This window comes from Bacillus sp. FJAT-27916, from assembly GCF_001183965.1.
GTDB lineage: Bacteria > Bacillota > Bacilli > Bacillales > Pradoshiaceae > Pradoshia.
The window spans coordinates 470,870-491,857 of sequence record NZ_LFZV01000001.1; the positions used below are offsets into that span (position 1 = coordinate 470,870).

16 protein-coding genes are annotated in these 20,988 nt (G+C 44.4%); 14 read left to right on the top strand and 2 right to left on the bottom strand.

The window, feature by feature from the left end:
* Positions 1-64 precede the first annotated feature (64 nt).
* A complete protein-coding gene (locus AC622_RS02185; protein WP_049669580.1) occupies positions 65-1,360 on the top strand; it encodes a cytochrome P450 in 1,296 nt (431 codons plus the stop codon).
* A gap of 43 nt (positions 1,361-1,403) precedes the next feature.
* On the opposite strand, the gene AC622_RS02190 is transcribed toward AC622_RS02185, so the two are convergent.
* Positions 1,404-2,045 carry a DUF4272 domain-containing protein gene (locus tag AC622_RS02190; RefSeq protein ID WP_049669581.1) on the bottom strand — a complete coding sequence of 214 codons (642 nt, stop codon included), beginning with the start codon at positions 2,043-2,045 and terminating at the stop codon, positions 1,404-1,406.
* A 456-nt stretch (positions 2,046-2,501) separates the two neighbouring features.
* Here AC622_RS02190 and AC622_RS02195 point away from each other — a divergent pair, with 456 nt between their 5' ends.
* The 6 genes from AC622_RS02195 to lpdA all read left to right on the top strand — a co-directional run bounded on the left by AC622_RS02195 (position 2,502) and on the right by lpdA (position 12,130).
* Complete coding sequence (locus AC622_RS02195) at positions 2,502-3,959, top strand: DASS family sodium-coupled anion symporter (protein ID WP_049669582.1); 1,458 nt, start codon at positions 2,502-2,504, stop codon at positions 3,957-3,959.
* 53 nt (positions 3,960-4,012) lie between these two features.
* Complete coding sequence (locus AC622_RS02200; protein ID WP_049669583.1) at positions 4,013-6,823, top strand: 2-oxoglutarate dehydrogenase E1 component; 2,811 nt, start codon at positions 4,013-4,015, stop codon at positions 6,821-6,823.
* A 38-nt stretch (positions 6,824-6,861) separates the two neighbouring features.
* On the top strand, positions 6,862-8,052 hold the full coding sequence (gene odhB / locus AC622_RS02205; RefSeq protein ID WP_049669584.1) for a 2-oxoglutarate dehydrogenase complex dihydrolipoyllysine-residue succinyltransferase: 1,191 nt from the start codon (positions 6,862-6,864) through the stop codon (positions 8,050-8,052).
* 199 nt (positions 8,053-8,251) lie between these two features.
* Positions 8,252-9,844, top strand: coding sequence for a DcuS/MalK family sensor histidine kinase (dcuS, locus tag AC622_RS02210; RefSeq protein WP_049669585.1), 1,593 nt, complete (start codon positions 8,252-8,254; stop codon positions 9,842-9,844).
* Positions 9,845-9,859: 15 nt separating this feature from the next.
* A complete protein-coding gene (locus AC622_RS02215; protein ID WP_049669586.1) occupies positions 9,860-10,573 on the top strand; it encodes a response regulator in 714 nt (237 codons plus the stop codon).
* Positions 10,574-10,732: 159 nt separating this feature from the next.
* Positions 10,733-12,130, top strand: coding sequence for a dihydrolipoyl dehydrogenase (gene lpdA, locus AC622_RS02220; RefSeq protein ID WP_049669587.1), 1,398 nt, complete (start codon positions 10,733-10,735; stop codon positions 12,128-12,130).
* 92 nt (positions 12,131-12,222) lie between these two features.
* On the opposite strand, the gene rsgA is transcribed toward lpdA, so the two are convergent.
* Positions 12,223-13,230 (bottom strand): ribosome small subunit-dependent GTPase A, encoded by a 1,008-nt coding sequence (gene rsgA, locus AC622_RS02225; RefSeq protein WP_049669588.1) that lies wholly within the window; start codon positions 13,228-13,230, stop codon positions 12,223-12,225.
* A gap of 576 nt (positions 13,231-13,806) precedes the next feature.
* Here rsgA and AC622_RS02230 point away from each other — a divergent pair.
* The 7 genes from AC622_RS02230 to AC622_RS21480 all read left to right on the top strand — a co-directional run bounded on the left by AC622_RS02230 (position 13,807) and on the right by AC622_RS21480 (position 20,946).
* Entirely contained in the window at positions 13,807-14,535 is a 729-nt protein-coding gene (locus AC622_RS02230; protein ID WP_049669589.1) for an amino acid ABC transporter ATP-binding protein, read from the top strand.
* Between the two features lie 21 nt (positions 14,536-14,556).
* Positions 14,557-15,372, top strand: coding sequence for a transporter substrate-binding domain-containing protein (locus AC622_RS02235; RefSeq protein ID WP_049669590.1), 816 nt, complete (start codon positions 14,557-14,559; stop codon positions 15,370-15,372).
* A 60-nt stretch (positions 15,373-15,432) separates the two neighbouring features.
* Positions 15,433-16,077 (top strand): amino acid ABC transporter permease, encoded by a 645-nt coding sequence (locus tag AC622_RS02240; protein ID WP_049669591.1) that lies wholly within the window; start codon positions 15,433-15,435, stop codon positions 16,075-16,077.
* Positions 16,078-16,091: 14 nt separating this feature from the next.
* Complete coding sequence (locus AC622_RS02245; RefSeq protein WP_049669592.1) at positions 16,092-16,748, top strand: amino acid ABC transporter permease; 657 nt, start codon at positions 16,092-16,094, stop codon at positions 16,746-16,748.
* A 169-nt stretch (positions 16,749-16,917) separates the two neighbouring features.
* Positions 16,918-17,829, top strand: coding sequence for a UDP-N-acetylmuramate dehydrogenase (gene murB, locus AC622_RS02250; protein ID WP_049669593.1), 912 nt, complete (start codon positions 16,918-16,920; stop codon positions 17,827-17,829).
* 172 nt (positions 17,830-18,001) lie between these two features.
* On the top strand, positions 18,002-19,213 hold the full coding sequence (locus tag AC622_RS02255) for a quaternary amine ABC transporter ATP-binding protein (protein WP_049669594.1): 1,212 nt from the start codon (positions 18,002-18,004) through the stop codon (positions 19,211-19,213).
* Entirely contained in the window at positions 19,210-20,946 is a 1,737-nt protein-coding gene (locus tag AC622_RS21480; RefSeq protein WP_049669595.1) for a glycine betaine ABC transporter substrate-binding protein, read from the top strand. The genes AC622_RS02255 and AC622_RS21480 overlap by 4 nt, the downstream gene beginning before the upstream one ends.
* Positions 20,947-20,988 lie beyond the last annotated feature (42 nt).

Genomic DNA, 20,988 nt, shown 5'->3' on the forward strand with positions numbered 1-20,988 from the left:
GTACGCCTTTGTATGGGTATGCTAATCGTAAATAATTGGTACGGATAGAATGGAGATGGTATGGATGATCAAAGCTAGGAAAATGCCAAAGGAAAGAACGATTGATCAAACATTAACCCTGCTTGCAGAAGGGTATGATTATCTTCCTAACCGGACGATACGGGAGAACGTGAATGTTTTTCAGACTAGATTGCTTGGTCAGAAGGTAATTTGTATCAGCGGAGAAGAAGCGGCACGGGCGTTTTATGATGAAGAACGTTTCATTCGAAAGCCGGCCGTTCCAAAGCGGATTCAAAAGGCGCTGTTTGGTGAGCATGGCGTGCAGGTGCTTGATGATGAGGAACATAAGCATCGAAAGGCGATGTTCATGTCTGTCATGACCCATGAGAATCTTGGGCGGCTTGAGGAGATTTCAAGAAGAGAATGGCGAGCTGCTGCAAGAGGCTGGACAAAGGAGCAGGAGATTGTCTTGATGGAAGAGGCGAAGCGCACACTTTGCCGGATTGCCTGCGAATGGGCCGGTGTTCCCCTCTATGAGGATGAAGTTAAGAACCGGGCTCAGCAGCTGTTTGATTTAGTTGATTCCATCGGTGGAGTCGGTTCACGCTATCAAAGAGGAAGAAAAGCGCGAAAGCAGGCAGAGGATTGGATTGCTGAATTGATTGGCCAAGTCCGGGATGGGACTCTTCATCCATCAGAAAATACGGCTCTGTACATCATGGCTCACCATACGGAATTGAACGGGGAGCAAATGAAGACAAAGACAGCGGCGGTTGAGGTCATCAATATTATCCGCCCGATGGTCGCTATTGCTTATTTCGTCGTATTTGGTGCATTAGCCTTGCATGAACACCCCCTTGTGAGAAAGAGGATGAAGGAGGATGATGGGATGTACAGCAAGATGGTCGTTCAGGAAGTAAGACGTTATTATCCTTTTGCTCCTATGCTCGGTGCAAGGGTGCGGAATGATTTTCTCTGGGAGGGCTATGCTTTCAAGAAAGGAACCTTAGTACTCCTTGATTTATATGGCACAAATCATCATCCGGATCTTTGGGAGAAACCAGATGAGTTCAATCCGGAAAGGTTTAGGAATTGGAGGAAGAGTCCATTTGATTTTATCCCCCAAGGCGGCGGGGACTATGATAAAGGGCATCGCTGTGCGGGAGAATGGGCAACCGTGAAGGTGATGATGGTCTTCATGGAATTATTCGCTAAAGAGCTCGATTACGAGGTTTTCGAGCAGGATCTTACCTACAGCATGGCAAGGATTCCAACGTACCCAGAAAGCGGTTTTCGGATGAAGGTGCTCAGCCTGAAACCAAAAGAGAAGAATCAAGTTACTGGACAAGGACATCCATAAAGAAAGAAGAGGCATCGCTCACTCAGCGATGCCTCTTCTTTCTTTACGTATCCATGGAAATCTCTTCCCATTCCTCTCCATCGAGGTTCAATAGCCAGGTCAGGCCATATCTTCGTTCATACACAACTCCCGGATTGATGCTGACGGCAAGCTCTTGGTTATGAAGACGTGTTTCTACTAGTGCCCAATGAAGCCGATAATATAAGTCCAATTCATCCATTAATTCATTATGATTCCGTAAATGTGCTTGCTTGAGCAGGTCTTCTCGCTCAGATTGGAGCATGAGATCGTAGAGTGTCTGTACATCTGATAAGTCATTTGGAAATGGCAAATCGCGGACTAAGCTGACAGCCCATAAAAGAGCCGAATTGCATTCAATTCTCCATGAGTAGGCATTTAGTTCATCCTGGTCAGGATCCTCATTTTCGAGAAATTCCAACTCATAAGGAGTGAAGAGCCCCTCTTTATAGAAACGGTCAATTAATTCATCCACAACTTCATCAGGTGCCCCGCTGCCTTTGGCGGAAACGACCGTGTTGGCAATAGCCCGGTCGATAATGGCTTCAATCGTCCTAATCTCGTGTTCTTCATCTCTATGTAATGGCGGTAAATTCTTATTGACGGGTATACCCAATGCCCTTACGACTTTCTCCGTTCGTATTTTCCTGCCTACTGGACTGTTCATCTTTTGTCCCCCCTTTGTGTATAAAACTCTCCCATCGTCATATTTCAAAAGGATATGCTGCTAATATCCTGATTTTAACATAAGAGGTAATTTCAATGCATTTATCTACCTTTACTCTAACGGCTGAAGTTGCCTCACAGCCATGCAGAGTGAAAAGTAATATAGGCTAATTTAATATTCTATGATATCAACTAACACTTTCCTGCAAAACTTGTCGGCCTTTTTGAATGATTCTTCCTTTCTATTCTTGGAATCACTGATTTTTTCTTATTATAGGCCTAATGTCCTTCACAATTTATAATCTATCTCCTCTTTGAAAATCAAGAGATATGTCCTGGCGGATAGTGGGAGGCTATCTCAATTTTGTAAGTAATGTAAGTGATAAGTAATTTAGTAAAGCGCTTACATTAATGGTTTTTATACTAAGATAAAGATATGAAAGGGAGGGATTAGAACATGCAAAAGAAAAAAATAATCTCGATTATTGCAGCAATTGTGGTCTTTCTTATCATTATTCTTTTACCTACTCCGGAAGGTCTTCCGGTGGCAGGACAAAGAGCATTAGCCATTCTAGCTTTCGCAGTTATTCTTTGGATTACAGAAGCCGTTACCTATCCAGTCAGTGCAGCCGCCATTATTGGACTTATTACCATCTTCATCGGTCTAGCTCCGACAGTGGAGGACCCATCTGCTACCTATACGACCAAAGGAGCCCTGCAGCTCGCATTAGGAGGCTTCAGCAACACAGCTGTTGGTCTAGTTGCCGGTGCCTCCTTCCTCGCAGTCGCGATGGAGATTACAGGACTTCATAAACGAATTGCCTTATTCATCATGTCAAAGGTTGGGACGAAGGCGAGCAGTCTTGTCATTGGGACAATTGCCGTCAGTATCGTGCTTGCCTTCTTCGTCCCAAGTTCCACAGCTCGTGCTGGAACATTGGTGCCGATTCTGTTAGGAATTGTGGCAGCCTTGTCGATGGCGAAAAATAGTAAGCTATCAGCCTTGCTGATGATTACGGCCGTACAGTCCATTTCCATCTGGAATGTTGGAATCAAGACAGCAGCCGCACAAAACATGGTGGCCTTAGGATTCATGGGAGAGGCCTTTGGCTTTGATATTACATGGGGGAAATGGTTTATCTACGCAGCTCCATGGTCAATCCTCATGTCTGTTGTTCTCTACTTTGTCATGACACGGCTGATCAAGCCTGAAATGGATGACTTAAAGGACAGTAAAGCTTTAATTAAATCCCAGCTTAAGGACCTAGGTAAAATGTCGAAAAAAGAACTCAAATTGATTGTCATTTCTTTATTATTATTGTTCGCCTGGGCGACAGAGGGAATGCTCCATCCGTTTGATTCAACAAGTGTTACCTTTATCGCGGTAGCCATCATGCTTCTTCCTGGAATTGGGGTTTATACGTGGAAAGAGGTTGAAAGAAAAATTCCTTGGGGCACGTTGATTGTGTTCGCAGTCGGAGTCTCTATGGGTTCGGTCCTTCTAAGCACAAAAGGGGCTGAATGGTTATCCACGAATACGTTAGAAGCAATGGGCTTAACCGATATGCCAATCATTGGAATCGTGATGGTTCTGTCCCTTTTCAACATCTTGATTCACTTAGGGTTTGCGAGTGCCACAAGCTTATCATCCGCGTTTATTCCAATTGTTATTGCGCTCGTGGCTGGTATGGGAACAACCGATTTCAATGGCCCTGGACTTGTGCTGATTCAGCAGTTCGTCATCAGCTTCGGATTCCTCTTGCCAGTAAGTGCACCGCAGAACATGCTTGCTTATGGAACAGGAGCGTTCAGTTCTAAGGATTTATTGAAATCAGGGATTCCAATTACATTGATCGGTTACCTTCTGATTGTCCTGTTTAGTATGACGTATTGGCAATGGGTCGGTCTGTTGTAAGCGTCATCAAAGAGGTTGTTCATAGAGAAACAATTTGGGGAGGAGAAACAACTATGCAATCAAGTACGAACAAGCCGTGGAATGCATTCCACGGTCCGAACTTCGGGTATTTATTGGAGCAATATGAACAGTATCTAGCAGATAAAAGCTCAGTGGATGAAAGCTTTCAACATTTGTTTGATCAATGGGGAGCCCCGCATGAGGCAGAAGCAGAAATGAATCAACCAGGGCTTTCTCCAAATGAATGGATGCAGAGGATGCGAAAGCTGATTGCTGTAATGGAGCTGGCAGGGAATATTCGAAAGAGGGGGCACCTTGAAGCGGATATCAATCCAATAGAAAGAAGAAAACCAATCGGGATTGGGAATCCACAATCATACAATCTCACAGAGGAGCAAATAAGAGAGATCCCAGCTGAATTTATTTCACCTATGCTGCAAGGATCTTATATAGATGGATTAGCGGCCATCAACCGGCTCAAAGAGCTGTATATGAATAAGATTGGCTATGAGATTGAGCATCTAGTTGAAGAAGAACGAAAATGGTTTGCTGAGCAAATTGAACAAGGATATGTGGACCGCGCCATCCAAAAGATTGATAAGAAGAATTTGATGGAACAGCTTATGGCAGCAGAAGGGTTCGAACAATTTATCCATAGAACCTATGTTGGACAAAAGCGCTTCTCGGTTGAAGGACTCGAAACATTGGTGCCGGCTGTTGAGGAGCTGGTGAAGATTTCGGCAGAGGCAGGATTTGATGATGTAGCGATTGCGATGGCTCACCGCGGCCGGCTGAATGTACTGGCCCATGTGATGGATAAGCCATATGAAGCGATTCTTTCTCAATTCCAGCATTCTGCTTATCCAGGCAATAAGCCAGCATTAAGTACAACAGGCGATGTGAAATATCATATGGGAGCAACCGCGGAAAAAGTCTATGACGGGAAGAGGATAACCGTAACGATGGGCAATAATCCGAGCCATCTTGAGATTGCTAACTCTGTTGTTGAAGGATATGCAAGGGCGGCGCAGGAAGTCCGGACGAGCAAGGGAAATCCAGGCCAAAATTTTAACAAAGCATTATGTGTATTAGTGCATGGTGATGCGGCCTTCCCTGGTCAGGGATGTGTAGCCGAAACGCTGAATTTCTCAAGAACAGCTGCTTATCATACGGGTGGTACGATCCACATCATTGCTAATAACAATATTGGCTTTACAGCTGAAACACATGAATCACGCTCAACTGAATATTCAAGTGATTTGGCAAAAGGCTTTGATGTTCCAATCATTCATGTGAATGCGGATGATCCTGAGGCATGCCTGGCTGTCATGGATTTGGCTTTTCAGTACCGTCAGGCATTTAACCGTGATATTGTAATCGACCTTATTGGATACCGCCGCCTCGGCCATAATGAGATGGATGAACCGATGGCAACGAACCCAGTGATGTATAAGAAGGTAAGAAATCATCCAACTATTACGGCAGTGTATCGACAGCAGGCAGCCGCCGCAAATGCTCTTACAGATTCAGAGACTGCCAAGATAGAAGAGCTGGCAGTTGCCAAGCTGAAGGAAGCCCATGGCCGTATTTCGAAGGAACAGGAAGCAATCCCTTCCATTGAGGAAATGATGAATGGTGTTCCAACGGCTAATGTGAAAACGGATACAACAGTGGATCATCCGACCTTATCAAAGCTCAATACTGAGCTGCTCGATTGGCCGGAAGAGTTCGAGGCATTCAAGAAGGTGCATAAGATTCTTGAACGAAGAAGAGAGGTCTTTGGGAACCAAGGGAAGGTTGATTGGGGACATGCGGAAGCGCTGGCCTTTGCTTCTATCTTGAAGGATGGAACTCCTATCAGGATTACGGGTGAGGACACAGAGCGCGGAACATTCTCGCACCGCAATCTCGTTCTGTCGGATGAGCGCACGGGTGTGAAATATAACCCGCTGCATGAGATGGAATCAGCCAATGCCTCCTTCGCCATCCATAATAGTGTGTTATCGGAAGAAGCGGTGCTCGGTTTTGAGTATGGATATAGCGTGTTCTCAAAAGAGACACTCGTATTGTGGGAAGCACAGTTTGGTGATTTCGCTAATGGTGCCCAAGTGCTATTCGACCAATTTATCTCCTCCGGGAAAGCGAAGTGGGGGCAAACGTCTGGTCTTGTTGTTCTGCTGCCGCATGGTTTTGAAGGGCAGGGACCAGAGCATTCCAGTGCGAGAATAGAAAGATTCCTGCAGCTATGTGCGGAAAACAATATGACTGTAGCCAATCTCTCATCTGCCGCACAATACTTCCATCTTCTAAGAAGACAGGCTGCAATGCTCGAGAGGGATGAGGCGAGACCGCTCATTCTTATGACGCCTAAGAGCTTATTGCGTAATCAGGCAGCAGCCTGCTATATAGAGGAGTTCACAAATGGAGAATTCCAGCCGATCATTGAACAGCCTGGTCTCGGGGCAGCAGCCGAAAAGGTTGAGCGCATTGTATTCTGTTCAGGACGTCTCGCAGTTGAGCTGGGCGAAAATGTGAGCAGGCAGATGGAACCCGAGTGGCTGGATATCATCCGGGTGGAAGAGTTATATCCATTCCCTAAAGAAGAAATCAAGAGGATTGTGAATCGCTACAAGAACCTAAAAGAGGTCATTTGGGTACAGGAGGAGCCAAAGAATATGGGAGCATTCCGTTATATGGAGCCTAAACTGACGGAAATCATCCCATCCCATCTATCCATTTCCTATATTGGAAGACCGGAAATGGCAAGTCCTGCAGAGGGAGATCCGCTTGTCCACAAGAAAGAGCAGGAGCGGATCATTCATGAAGTATTCACAAAAACGAAAGAGGGCTTTGCGGTTAAATAAACCGGATAAGACTTGATAAGGAAGGATTGATTCATAAGATGGCAGAGGTAAAAGTTCCAGAATTAGCAGAATCCATTACAGAAGGTACGATCAGTGAATGGTTGAAACAACCAGGGGATGCAGTAGAAAAAGGTGATTACCTGCTTGAGTTGGAAACGGACAAAGTGAATGTGGAAATTATTGCTGAGCATAGCGGTGTATTAGAAAGCATCATGAAGGATGCTGGAGATACCGTACAAGTCGGTGAAACAGTCGCAGTGATTGCAGAAGGCAAAGAGGCCGCTCCAGTCCTTAAAGAACAAGCCTCACCAGTAAAGGAGGAGGCGGCACCGCCAGCAGTGCATAAACAGGAGGCAGTTTTGGCTACCCCTGCAGCACGAAAGCTCGCACGTGAAAAGGGGATCGACCTCAGCAAGGTAGAAGCAGTGGATCCGATTGGACGAGTCAATAAGCAGGATGTTGAGAGAACATCCGGGAAGCCGAAGGGAAATCCTGTACCTAAGCAGTCAATCCAAGTCAGCAGCGATAAGCCTGTAGAAATTGTAAAGATGTCCCGCAGACGCCAGACTATTGCCAAACGCCTTGTAGATGTCCAGCATACAGCTGCCATCTTGACGACCTTTAATGAAGTCGATATGAGTGCTGTCATGAAGGTAAGGAAGAAAAGGAAGGATGCATTCCAGCAGGAGCATGATGTTAAGTTAGGGTTTATGTCCTTTTTCACAAAGGCCGTCATTGGCGGATTGAAGAAGTACCCGCTGTTAAATGCAGAGGTACAAGGAGATGAGCTTCTGATCAAGAAGCATTATGATATTGGGATTGCGGTCTCAGCACAAGAGGGGCTGGTCGTGCCTGTTGTGAAGAATGCGGACAGAATGAACTTCGCCGAGATTGAGAAGGAGATTATGGACCTTGCCGTGAAGGCGCGCAATGCCAAGCTTGGTCTTGCCGATCTTCAGGGAGGCACGTTTACGATTACAAATGGCGGGACATTTGGATCGCTTCTATCCACTCCAATCTTAAATGCACCGCAGGTTGGGATTCTTGGGATGCATTCCATTCAATACCGCCCGGTAGCAGTCGATCAAGAGCGTATAGAAATCAGGCCGATGATGTATATTGCCCTTTCCTATGACCATCGAATCGTTGATGGGCGGGAGGCAGTTGGCTTCCTCGTTAAGGTGAAGGAATTGCTCGAGGACCCTGAGAAGCTTCTTTTAGAAGGATAATAGAATAGAACAGTATTCTGCGCTGCTAGTAAGAATGTTATTCTTGCTGGCAGTGCTTTTTTATGCGTTTTTTTGGAAAATGTTAAGAAAAATCGACAAAAAGCTCATTTACTAGGAGAAAATGCCTGGAGCATTTATACTTAATGTATAGAATAGTGTCAAAAAGTGTCGAAATAAGCTAAAAAAGGGCTGTTTAAAGATGAAATTATGTCGAAGAGAACCAAGAACAGTAAAGCTGCAAACACTTGTTATGATTCTCGTCTTTATGGTTGTTCTCCTTTCTGCTTTGGCAACAGCTCTATTTATCAGCTATTATGTGACCAAGAATGAAGAGAAGCATCTTTCTGAAAAGATTCAAGCGATAGCCAGAGTGACCGCCCATTCCAACACGGTGATTCAATCTTTACAGGAGGAGACGGAAGTTGATATCCAGGAATACGCGAATGAAATTCGTACATTATCTGATGTCGGTTTCGTCGTTATTATGGATATGGACTTGATTCGCAAATCGCATCCACTTGATGAAGAAGTGGGGCAAACCTTCTTTAATCGGAAAGATGCGGAGAAATCCTTGGAAGGAAAGGAATACTTCTCCGTTGAGGAAGGACCGCTCGGAATGGGAATGCGAGTATTTACTCCTGTTTATGACGGAGGAGAACAAATCGGTGTCGTTGTCGTCGGTGTTTCGCTGGACACGGTGGAGTCCCTTGCCTATAACAGCAGACGCTATGTGTATATTGGAGCCATCCTTCAATTATGTCTTGGTGCAATAGGAGCCTATTATTTAAGCCGCTATATGAAAAGAAAGCTCTATGGTCTTGAGCCTGTGGAGATTGCGAAGATTTTGCAAGAACGCAATGCGATGATTGAAGCTGCGAAGGAGGGAATCATCGGTGTCAATGATGATGGGAAGATAACCGTTATCAGCCGAGAGGCATTGAGGCTTATGGGATTTAAACAGAAAGAAGAGATCTTAGGCCAATCGGTGGAGGATTGTATGCCAAGTCTGGCTCGAGCAATGAGAAACGGACAGCCTGAAGAAAACGTGGAGCAAGCCTTTGATCATCGGACCGTCCTTGCGAACAATGTCCCCATCATGCATAAAGGCAGAGTAATAGGCGGATTATCTGTCTTTAAAGATAAGACAGAGCTGCAGGAGATGGCAGACCAATTAACAGGAATTAAGCTGTACACGGAATCATTGCGGGCACAGTCTCATGAATTTATGAATAAATTCCATGTCATCCTAGGCCTTGTCCATTTGAAAAAATATGATGAGATGAGCCGCTATATTGAGAACCTGGTGGATGATTATGAAACAGAGAAAGGATTTATCGTCAAGCGAATTAAGAATGCCATCTTTGCAGGCTTTTTACTAGGGAAGCTCAGCAAGGCAAGGGAGCTCGGCATCCAGCTCATCATCAATGAGGACAGTTATATGCCGGGATACATCGAGGAGGAATACATCCATGACCTCATCCGCATTGCCGGAAACTTGATTGAGAATGCATTTGATGCTTTGGAGGGTGTTAAAGAAAAAGTGGTGATCTTTTCAATCGGTGTGCTTGATGGAGAATTGGTGATGGAAGTCGGCGACAGCGGCAACGGCATACCGGAAGAATTGGTGACGGCGATATTTGAAAAGGGCTATTCAACGAAGGGAACTGGCCGGGGCTATGGGCTGTATTTGACTAAGCAATCGGTTGAGAAATTAAATGGGATGATTGAACTGAAAACAAAGGCTGGAGCGGGTACAACTTTCACGGTTTTCCTGCCACTTCAAGAAAGCTGAAGGGAACGATTATAGATGATAGAAGTTCTGATTGTTGAAGATGATCCAATGGTTTCGGAGATTAACAAGAACTACCTAAGAGATATACCAGGCTACCATGTAATGGGCGCTGTATCTTCCGTTCAGGAGGCCCTTCAATTTCTGAAGACCGATTTGCCTGATTTGATTTTATTGGATATTTTCATGCCTGAGCAAAATGGCTTGGCTCTTCTTACCGCTATTAGACAGCAGCAACTCGATATTGACGTCATCTTGATTACAGCGGCAACGGATATTGAGAGCATCCATAAGGCCATTCAGAACGGAGCATTCGACTATATCATCAAGCCCTTCCGCTTCGACCGCTTTAAGCAGGCTATGCTCAAATATAAGGAGCAATCAAGGGTGATGAAAGAGGAGAATGAGCTGAGCCAGGAGGAACTGGATCACTTGCTCCTCGAGAAAAGAGGGATGACCGGAGATGTCATCCTGCCAAAAGGCTTGGCCAAGAATACCTTGAAGGAAATCTGGAATTTTATCAACAGCAAAAATGGCGATGAGTTCACGACAGAGGATCTCGTTGAAGCGGTCGGAATCTCAAGGATTTCAATTAGAAAATATTTAACCTTTCTTGAACAAATTGATGTTCTTACGTCCTCTTGCAGCTATGGTCAAATTGGCAGACCTTTGACCCTTTTTCAGTGCAAGGATGCCTGTGACCGGAATGTAGAGCCCTATCTTGTAAACTAGCTCTAGTGTGGAAATAATTGCTTACATTAGTTTCGAAAAATTGATATTGTTCAGTTATATTTATACAGTAATAGTATAGGAGAATTATTCTTCTTTTCTGCTGACATTATTGTAAACGCTGTCATACGCAGGAAACTTTTCATACTGGAGGGGTTGGACATGGAAACAAAGCAAACAGATACAGTAGTGATTGGTGCTGGACCCGGAGGATATGTTGCGGCAATCCGTGCATCTCAATTAGGACAAAAAGTCATTATAATCGAGAAAGAGTATATAGGCGGTGTGTGCCTGAATGTTGGCTGTATCCCATCAAAAGCCTTGATTACGGCAGCTCATCATTATCATGAGGCAAAGCATTTTGATGTTTTCGGCCTGAATGTTCCGCAGATTGATGTAGATTTCTCCAAGGTACAGGCATATAAGGAAGGGGTCGTCAACCGGCTGACATCAGGTGTCGGAACATTGCTGAAGGGCAATAAGGTGGAAGTCGTTAAAGGAACAGCGGCTTTTCAGGATGCCCATACGATTAAGGTTGAGTCAACAGAAGGAGAGCAAGTAATCCAGTTCAAGGATGCCATTATCGCAACAGGCTCCCGCCCGGTTGAGCTGCCAACCATGAAGTTCGGTCCAAAAATCCTGGATTCAACAGGCGCATTGAATCTTAAAGAGATTCCAGAAAGCATGGTTGTCGTTGGCGGGGGTGTCATTGGCATTGAACTAGCCGGCGTGTATGCGAATTTTGGAACGAAGGTAACCATCCTTGAAGGCGGAAAGGATATTCTTGGCGGAATGGATGCGAAGATGACCTCAATCGTTAAACGAGGCCTTAAGAAAAAAGGAGCAAACGTCACAACAGGCGTATTCGTGAAATCGGCAGAGGAAAAGGATGGTCATGTCGAGGTCATCTATGAGGAAAAAGGGGAAGAAAAAACAGCGGTGGCTGATTATGTTCTTGTGTCAGTTGGGCGCAAGCCGAATACAGACAAGCTTGGCTTAGAAAATACCGGTATCCGCTTAACAGAAAGAGGATTTGTCGAGGTAGATTCCCAATGCCGTACAAATGAGAGTAATCTTTATGCCATTGGCGATATTATTGCCGGTCCGCAGCTTGCTCACAAAGCCTCATATGAAGCAAAGGTAGCGGCAGAGGCAATTGCTGGCCAGCCATCTGTCATTGATCACGCTTGCATACCGGCAGTTGTGTTCTCAGAACCAGAAATCGCCGTTGTCGGCCATACGGGAGCAACAGCGAAAGAAGCTGGAATAAAGGCAGCTGAAACGAAGTTCCCATTTGCGGCAAATGGCAGAGCCATTGCCTTAAATGAGACAGATGGATTTGTTCAATTAGTAACTGATAAAGAGAGCGGCGTCATCATCGGCGCGCAAATCATCGGGCCAAGTGCCTCTGATTTGATTGGAGAGCTCACCGTTGCAATTGAATCTTCTCTCACTGCAGAGGATCTAGCTTTAACGATTCATGCACATCCAACTCTCGGAGAAATGATTATGGAAACAGCGGAGGTCGCCATCGGGCATCCGATTCATATCGTGAAATAAAAAGTGAAAAAGCGGGGACTGGCTGTATGCCGGAATCCCCGCTTTTTTTGCCTCTTCTAAGCTACTTTTTTAAGCCTCAGGCACCTAATCGGTCACCTTCGCTTTTGATGTTTCCTTTGTTTTTTTGCTAGGTATGCGAGTTCTCTTTGGAGCTTTTGGTAGCTTTTGAAGCGTTTCTTATCTAAGGTTCCATCCTGAATGGCGGCTTGGATTTGACACCCTGGTTCAGTTTCGTGCCGGCAGTCGTTGAATTTGCAATTCAGGGCTAGTTCTTCAATGTCATTGAAGCTTGTATGGATCCCTTCTTCACCCTCCCATAGCTGGAGCTCTCTCATTCCCGGGGTGTCAATAATCATACCGCCTTTTTTGAGAAGGATCAGCTCCCGGTGGGTCGTTGTATGCCGGCCTTTGTCATCATCACGTGTCGTGTGAACCTGCTGCCTATCTTCTCCGTACAGGACATTGGCCAGTGTGGATTTGCCTGCTCCAGAGGAACCAAGGATGGCAATTGTCTTTCCTTCTTGGATATACGGTGTTAATGCTTCGAGTCCGAGTCTTTGTTCGGCGCTGACGCCATGGACGGGAACGCCTGCTGCAATGTTTTCTACTTGATGAATATAGTCATCAATATTGCTGCATAAATCAGACTTGCTTAAGAGAATGACAGGGTTAGCACCGCTATCCCATGCCAGTAGAAGATATCGTTCGAGCCTTCGTATATTGAAATCCGCATTTACGGCGTTTACGAGAAAGACAGTATCGATATTGCAGGCAATAATCTGCTCCTCAGTTGTCAAACCAGCTTTCTTTCGTGAGAACTTGCTTTTTCTCGGCAGGACAGCATGGATGATTGCTTTATTTTCTCCATGTCTCATTTTTAAGGCAACCCAGTCGCCCGTCGCTGGCAGCCCAGCGCTATTATGCGCCTGATAACGCAGTTTCCCGCTGATGGATGCAAGAACCTCTCTTTCCTCACAAAGGATGCGGTACATACCTTTATGCTCGCTGATGATTCGTCCAGGGATCAATGCTGAGTAGTTATCATGAAGCTTGAAGGCTTCTTCAAAAAAGGAATTCCAGCCTAATTGGTTTATGTTCAATGTATTCTCCTCCATTTGTATGAATGTTTGCACATGAGAAAAGAGACCATGAATAGGTCTCTTTTCTTTGCCTTCATTCGAAAAAAGGCATATAAAAGCCAAGGACCAATGGCAGTCCTTGGCATGGCAGATATTCATTCAAATGGATCGGAATCATTAATCAGCGTTATGCTTGAAGGACTGCTTTATGAAATTTACGACATTCTCTGCATACATCATTTTCATAAGACATTCCTCCCTTGTTCTTTAATAGTACTAAGTATATGGCGAGAAAGGAAATAATGCAATTAATATTTTCTAATAATTAAGTAAAATCACAATTTTACAAAATACATACTTATCTGTTAAGATAAGATAATAATTGTAATATTTCGTCAATAGTCTGAAGGGCATAGCCTCCGTATATTGGCCTACGAACGGCTGCCACGGGAGAGACATACAGGTGTCTCAAAGGACATACATATTACTTACTAGGCTGTTTATCACCGTTTCATACGGTTAGGCATTCATGAAAAACATATGGCTGCCTTTTCATTGAAAGATAAAGAGAAAATGATTAGTCAAGGGGGAAGAAGGTTGATTGTTTTTGATCATGTTGATAAATATTATGGGGATTTCCATGTTTTAAAGGATATTAATCTTGAAATTGAAAAAGGCGAGGTTGTGGTCGTCATCGGTCCTTCTGGATCTGGAAAAAGCACAATGCTTCGCTGCATTAATCATCTTGAGACAATTGATAAAGGCGTGCTGAAGGTCAATCAGACACCGGTCAACGATAAGAAGACGAATATCAATCATTTAAGACGGGATATAGGAATGGTTTTTCAACATTTTTATTTATATCCGCATAAGACCGTTCTGCAGAATATTACGCTTGCTCCAATGAAGGTACTTGGGAAATCGAAAGAGGAAGCGGAAAAGACGGCACGCTTTTATCTTGAGAAGGTTGGTATTCCAGATAAGGCAAATGCCTATCCGTCACAGCTGTCCGGCGGTCAGCAGCAGCGTGTAGCAATCGCTAGAGGACTTGCCATGAATCCGCAGATTATGCTGTTTGATGAGCCTACATCTGCTCTTGACCCGGAAATGATTGGCGAAGTGCTGGATGTCATGAAGACGCTCGCCAAGGAAGGGATGACCATGGTGGTTGTGACCCATGAGATGGGGTTTGCTAAGGAAGTAGCCAACAGGATTGTCTTTATGGATGAGGGAAGAGTTTTGGAACAGTCGACACCGGCTGAATTTTTTACGAACCCGCGTGAAGAACGGGCGCGTACATTCTTAAGCCGTATATTAAATCATTAAGAAATAAAAGGGGGAAATAGTATGTTGTCGAAGAAGTTTTTTAAATTTTCTGTCTTGTGTTTGATTGCTGTATTTATGCTGGCTGCTTGCGGAAGCAATGATGATGCCGAAAAAAACGGTGAAGGTTCAGCGAAAAACTCATTAGAAGCAATCAAGGATAAAGACAAGATTGTATTTGGTGTGAAAAATGATACTCGCTTGTTTGGTCTTAAGAACCCTAGTTCAGGCAAGGTTGAAGGATTTGACATTGATATTGCGAAGGCTTTGACGAAGGAAATTCTTGGTGATGAAAGCAAGGCAGAGTTTGTCGAGGTTACATCCAAAACCCGCGTTCAGCTGCTTCAAAACGGCAAAATTGATGCTGTTGTTGCAACGATGACAATTACAGAGGAGCGGAAGAAAGAAGTTGATTTCACAGATGTCTACTTTGAAGCCGGCCAATCCTTGCTTGTCAAAAAAGGAAGCAAAATCAAGAGCGTTGATGATTTGAAGAAGGGGACAAAAGTAATTGCCGTTAAAGGTTCAACCTCTGCTGTCAATATCGCTGAGAAGGCTCCGGATGCAGAAGTGCTTCAATATGAGAACTACTCAGAAGCCTTTACTGCCTTGAAATCAGGTCAAGGGGATGCATTGACAACAGATGACTCTATCCTTTATGGAATGGCTGATGAAGATCCTGATTATGAATTGACAGGCGGCCAATTTACGGAAGAGCCGTATGGTATCGCTGTGAAGAAAGACAGCCCTGAATTAGTCAAAGAATTAAATGAAGCTCTTAAAGCTTTGAAGGACAACGGAACATATGATGAAATCTATAACAAATGGATCAAGAAATAAGGAGTTTCTTTCATCAGGATGGGCGCTCGACCCATCCTGATTGTACATAGGAGTGATTGAATGCTAGCACTTGATTTTTCTATTCTTGTCGATCATCTGGATATGTATCTTGAAGGGTTTATCGGAACGATTCGCATCAGCTTGCTTACTCTCGTAGGGAGCTTCCTTCTCGGAACGTTCATTGCTGTAATGAGAATTGCGCCTCTAAAACCATTGAATTGGTTGGGGACAGCGTATGTGGAGTTTGTCCGTAATATTCCATTATTAATTATCGCTTTTATGTTTTATTTTGGAGCTGGCCTGCCAGGTTTCCTTGCGGGTTCTCTAGCTTTGACTGTTTATACGGCGGCCTTTATTGCTGAGGCTATCCGGGCGGGCATCTTATCGATTGATAAAGGACAAATGGAGGCGGCGCGTTCGTCAGGATTGACCTATGGTCAGGCGATGCGTCTCATCATTCTTCCTCAGGCCATCAAAATCGTGATTCCGCCTTTAGGCAACCAATTTATTAATCTTGTGAAGAATACCTCTATCCTGGCTGTTATTGCCGGTGGAGAACTGATGTATCAAGCGGATTTGATTTCGCTTGCGACCTATGTGGTCTTTGATGTTTATATCTTTGTTGCAGTTTTTTATTTGATACTTACAATCCCGCTCAGCCTTGGTGTTGGTTATTTGGAAAAACGCCTGGCAAAGAGTTATTAAGGAGGGCATGATCTATGGATTTTGCAGGTGCCTATTCGCCTGATAACCTTGCCTTTTTAGTAGACGGTTTTCTCGTAACCTTGAAGATTGCCGCGATATCCATTGTTTTGAGCTTCCTTATTGGAGGCATAATTGGTATTCTGCGGTTTGCAAAGATACCGGTTGTATCCCCTGTACTTGCTGTACTTGTCGAAACAATCCGGAATTTACCGCTAATTTTGATCATCTTCTTTGTATACTTTGGACTGCAAGACCCGAAAGTCGGGCTCGAGATGAGCATTTCAACAGCTGCAATTCTGGCACTGACAATCTTTGAATCCGCGATGCTTTCAGAGGTCATTCGCAGCGGACTGAACTCCATTCCAAAGGGACAGGTGGAAGCGGCGCGCTCATCTGGCATGAGTTATATTCAAACACTTTGGCATATCATCCTGCCTCAAGCTCTGCGAAATATGGTTCCGCCAATCGTGAGTCAGTTTATCTCGCTTTTAAAGGATACATCCTTGGCGGTTATTATCGCTTTACCGGAATTGACACATCATGGTCAGGTCATTTATGCGCAGAACATCAATTATGTTTGGCCGGTTCTGATCTTGATTGCTCTTATGTATTTTATCGTCAATTACGGGTTATCCCTTGTTGCGAGAAGGCTTGAGGTCAGAAAATCATAACATCCCCGCTCTTTGGAGCCGGGATGTTTTTTTTTGTTTTCTTTAGTCAAATTGCATGAGCTGGGCTTGAATGCTAAAATAAACAAAGAGTTTCCAGCCATTTGCAGTGATTTTATGGCTTAGTTCATGTATATAATAAATAGACAAATATAATTAGAAGGTTGAGAGTATGGAAAAGCAAACAATATACGAAAAATTGCAACGCCTGATCCCAAAAGAGCATATTAAGCAAGATGAACCATTAAACCAATATACGTTCACGAAAACGGGAGGAAAAGCCGATTTCCTCGTCCTTCCTTCTACGTATGAAGAAGTACAGAGTTGTATTTTGTTCTCCCGTGAGAATTCTATCCCATTGACGATTCTTGGAAATGGTTCGAATCTCATTATCCGTGATGGCGGTATTAGAGGAATCGTCCTTATTTTGAGTCATATGGAACGGATTGAAATGAAGGACGGTCTTATTGTGGCTCAAAGCGGCGCGACAATTATCAATGTGTCCCGCTTTGCGTTAGAGCAAAGTGTGACCGGACTTGAGTTCGCATGCGGCATCCCAGGCTCTGTAGGAGGAGCAGTTTATATGAATGCAGGTGCCTACGACGGGGATATTTCTCAAGTAATTGACTCTGCTGTTGTTCTGACTGATGAAGGAGAATTATTGACATTAACGAATGAAGAAATGGAATTAACGTATCGCAGCAGCTTGATTGCCAAGAGGGGGTACATCGTTTTAGAAGCAAGATTTGCTGCTAAGAAAGGCGATCCTGCAGCCATTAAGGCACGAATGGATGAATTGACCTTCCTGCGGGAGTCTAAGCAGCCTCTTGAATATCCATCCTGTGGAAGTGTATTCAAGCGTCCGCCTGGGTATTTCGCCGGGAAGCTCATTCAAGATAGCAATCTGCAGGGAGTATCGATTGGCGGAGCACAGGTATCAACGAAGCATGCTGGGTTTATTATTAATACGGGTAATGCAACCGCAACTGATTATTTGAACTTGATCAAGCATGTTCAAAAGACGGTCAAAGAGAATTTTGGCGTTGATTTAGAAACAGAAGTGAAGATTATTGGTGAAGAGTAATAACTAGTTAGACTGTGCACATGAATACTATTCATGTGCATAGTCTTTTTTTTTGTGTAATTTGACCTATTTTTTTAGAAAAATGTTTAAGTTTACTCTAAATAGTTTATTAGTATAGGAGGATAACTATGTCTTTAGCGAGTTATTTGTTAGATTGATATTTAGGAGTGGTATGTTGGACGCAAAGGTTAGCATAAAAGGTGTTTGGAAAGTGTTTGGAAAGTCCCCGCAGCAGGCAATAAAATTATCGCTGCAGGGAAGGACGAAAAAAGAAATCTTAAAGGAAACAGGAAGTACGATTGGCGTACATAAGGCAGATTTAGATATTTATGAGGGTGAAGTCTTTGTCGTTATGGGTTTATCTGGGAGCGGCAAGTCTACGCTTATTCGAATGATTAATCGGCTGATTTCCCCGACTGATGGAGAGATCTTGATTGATGGCCAAAATATCGTGACGATGTCACCGAAAGAGCTTCGTGAAATTAGGAGGAATAAAATCAGTATGGTATTTCAAAACTTCGCCTTATTCCCCCACAAAACGATTCTTGAAAATACTAAGTTCGGCCTTGAAATTAAAGGAATCGCTGAGGAGGAACAGACCGAAAAGGCGATGCAGGCGCTTAAGGCTGTCGGTCTCCAAGGCTATGAAGAACAATTCCCTAATCAATTGAGTGGTGGCATGCAGCAGCGGGTGGGTCTTGCGAGGGCGCTTGCAAGTGATACAGATATTCTTCTCATGGATGAAGCCTTCAGTGCGCTGGATCCCATGATTCGAAAAAACATGCAGGATGAGCTGCTGGAAATTCAAGAAAACTATAAGAAAACGATTATCTTTATTACCCATGATTTAGATGAAGCGTTGCGAATCGGAGACAGGATTGCTTTAATGAGGGATGGCAGAATCATTCAGGTTGGAACTCCTGAGGAAATTATGATGAATCCGGCCAATGATTATGTCGAACGATTTGTAGAAGACGTGAATTTATCCCGTGTACTCACGGCAGCATCGGTGATGAAGCGGGCAGAACGAATCTTTGTGGATCGCGGACCAAGGGTTGCGCTGCAAACGATGAAGGATAACGGGTATTCCCATATATTTGTCGTCGATCGCAGCTTTAAGCTGGTAGGTGCGCTGTCAGCGGATCAAGCGAGCAGGGCTGCAGCAGAACAGCTTAGTATTGAGGATGTGATGACAAAGGATGTTCCAGCGGTTTATGAGGACACCGTCATCGCTGATCTTCTTGATGAGATGGCCAATGCATCCATGCCGCTTGCGGTAATCAATGAAGATAGAAAACTTCGAGGTGTGCTTATCCGCGGAGTCATCATTGGTGCTCTCGCAGGAAACCGGGACAACCTTCTTGAGAAGGAGGGAGTAGAATGAACATCGGAAAAATACCGTTGGCGCAAGGTGTCGACCGTGTTGTCGATTGGCTGACAGATGCTCTTGGCCCGTTTTTTAATTTTATTTCCACGTTTGTGCAGAGCATCATTGACACGAGTGTAGATGTACTCGGATTTGGACCGCCGATCGTGCTCATTCTATTATTGACACTGCTTGCTTTTTACACGAATAAATGGCCTCTGGCTTTATTCACGTTCATAGGACTGCTGCTGATTGATAATCTAGGATATTGGGATGCCATGATTCAGACATTGGCCCTTGTTCTGGCCTCTGTTCTGATTACGGTCATACTTGGAATTCCACTTGGAATTTTGGCTTCCCAAAGCAAGTGGTTGAGAAATATCTTAATGCCGATTCTAGATTTCATGCAAACGATGCCTGGCTTTGTCTACTTAATTCCGGCCATCTTGTTCTTTGGGATTGGTGTCGTACCGGGGATTGTAGCCTCTGTTATCTTTGCAATTGCCCCGGCGATTCGCATGACCAGCCTTGGGATTCAGGAGGTTCCAAAGGATTTAATTGAGGCTTCAGATGCTTTTGGTTCCACAAGAGGCCAAAAGATTATGAAGGTGCAGCTGCCGCTCGCAATGCCAACAATCATGGCAGGAATCAACCAAAGTATTATGCTGTCATTATCAATGGTCGTCATGGCTTCTTTGGTAGGAGCGCCCGGCTTAGGGGCAGAGGTCTATCGCGCTGTTTCCCAGATAAAAGTTGGAGAAGGGTTTGAAGCGGGATTAGCTATTGTTATCATTGCCATCATTCTTGACCGGATTTCTCAGAAGCTTAGAACGCCGGCTTTTGAATCAATCGTTAAAGGCAAGTGGATTTATAGTTTAGTTATTGTTCTCTTTTTGGGCGGCTATACGGTAACGTCCTTATTGAATGCCGAGCTGAAAGGCTCAGAGAATGCTTCAATTGGCGCCCAGGTTGATTATAAAATCGTGGGCATTGATCCGGGCTCAGGGGTTATGTCGAGGACACAGGAAGCAATGGATCAGTATGGACTAAGTGATGATTGGACATTGCAGGAAGGCTCATCGGCGGCGATGGGGGCTGAGCTGAAGAAGGCTTATGATCGGAAGGAGCCAATCATTATCACAGGATGGACACCGCATTGGATGTTCGGTAAGTTTGACTTGAAGTATCTGGATGATCCAAAGGGTGTCTATGGCGAAAGTGAGGACATTCATACATTGGTTCGTAAGGGCTTAAAGGAAGATTTGCCTGGTGCGGAAAAGGTGCTCAATCAATTCTATTGGGAAACCTCTGATATGGAGTCTGTCATGAAGGATATTGAAGAAGGAATGGGCTCCAAGGATGCTGCCATCAAGTGGATTGAGGCTAATAAGAGCAAGGTCGACCAGTGGGTGAATGATGCTGAAAAAGGCAATGGCGAAAATATTACTCTCGTATATGTAGCCTGGGAATCAGAGGTTGCCTCAACGAATGTTATTGCTGAGGTGCTGAGAATGCAAGGCTATGAGCCTGTATTAAGACAGGTGGAGATTGGTCCGATGTATGCGGCTATTGCGAGCGGGAAGGCAGATGCCATGGTTGCCGCATGGCTTCCGACGACCTCGAAGGCGTATTACGATAAATATAAGGAAGACTTTGTCGACTTAGGACCTAACTTGAAGGGGACAAAACTTGGTCTTGTCGTCCCGGCCTATGTGGAGATTGATTCAATAGAAGATTTACGTGTAGAATAGATCAATTCATTGAAGGAAGGCTGACCTGAAAGCTTACGGGCT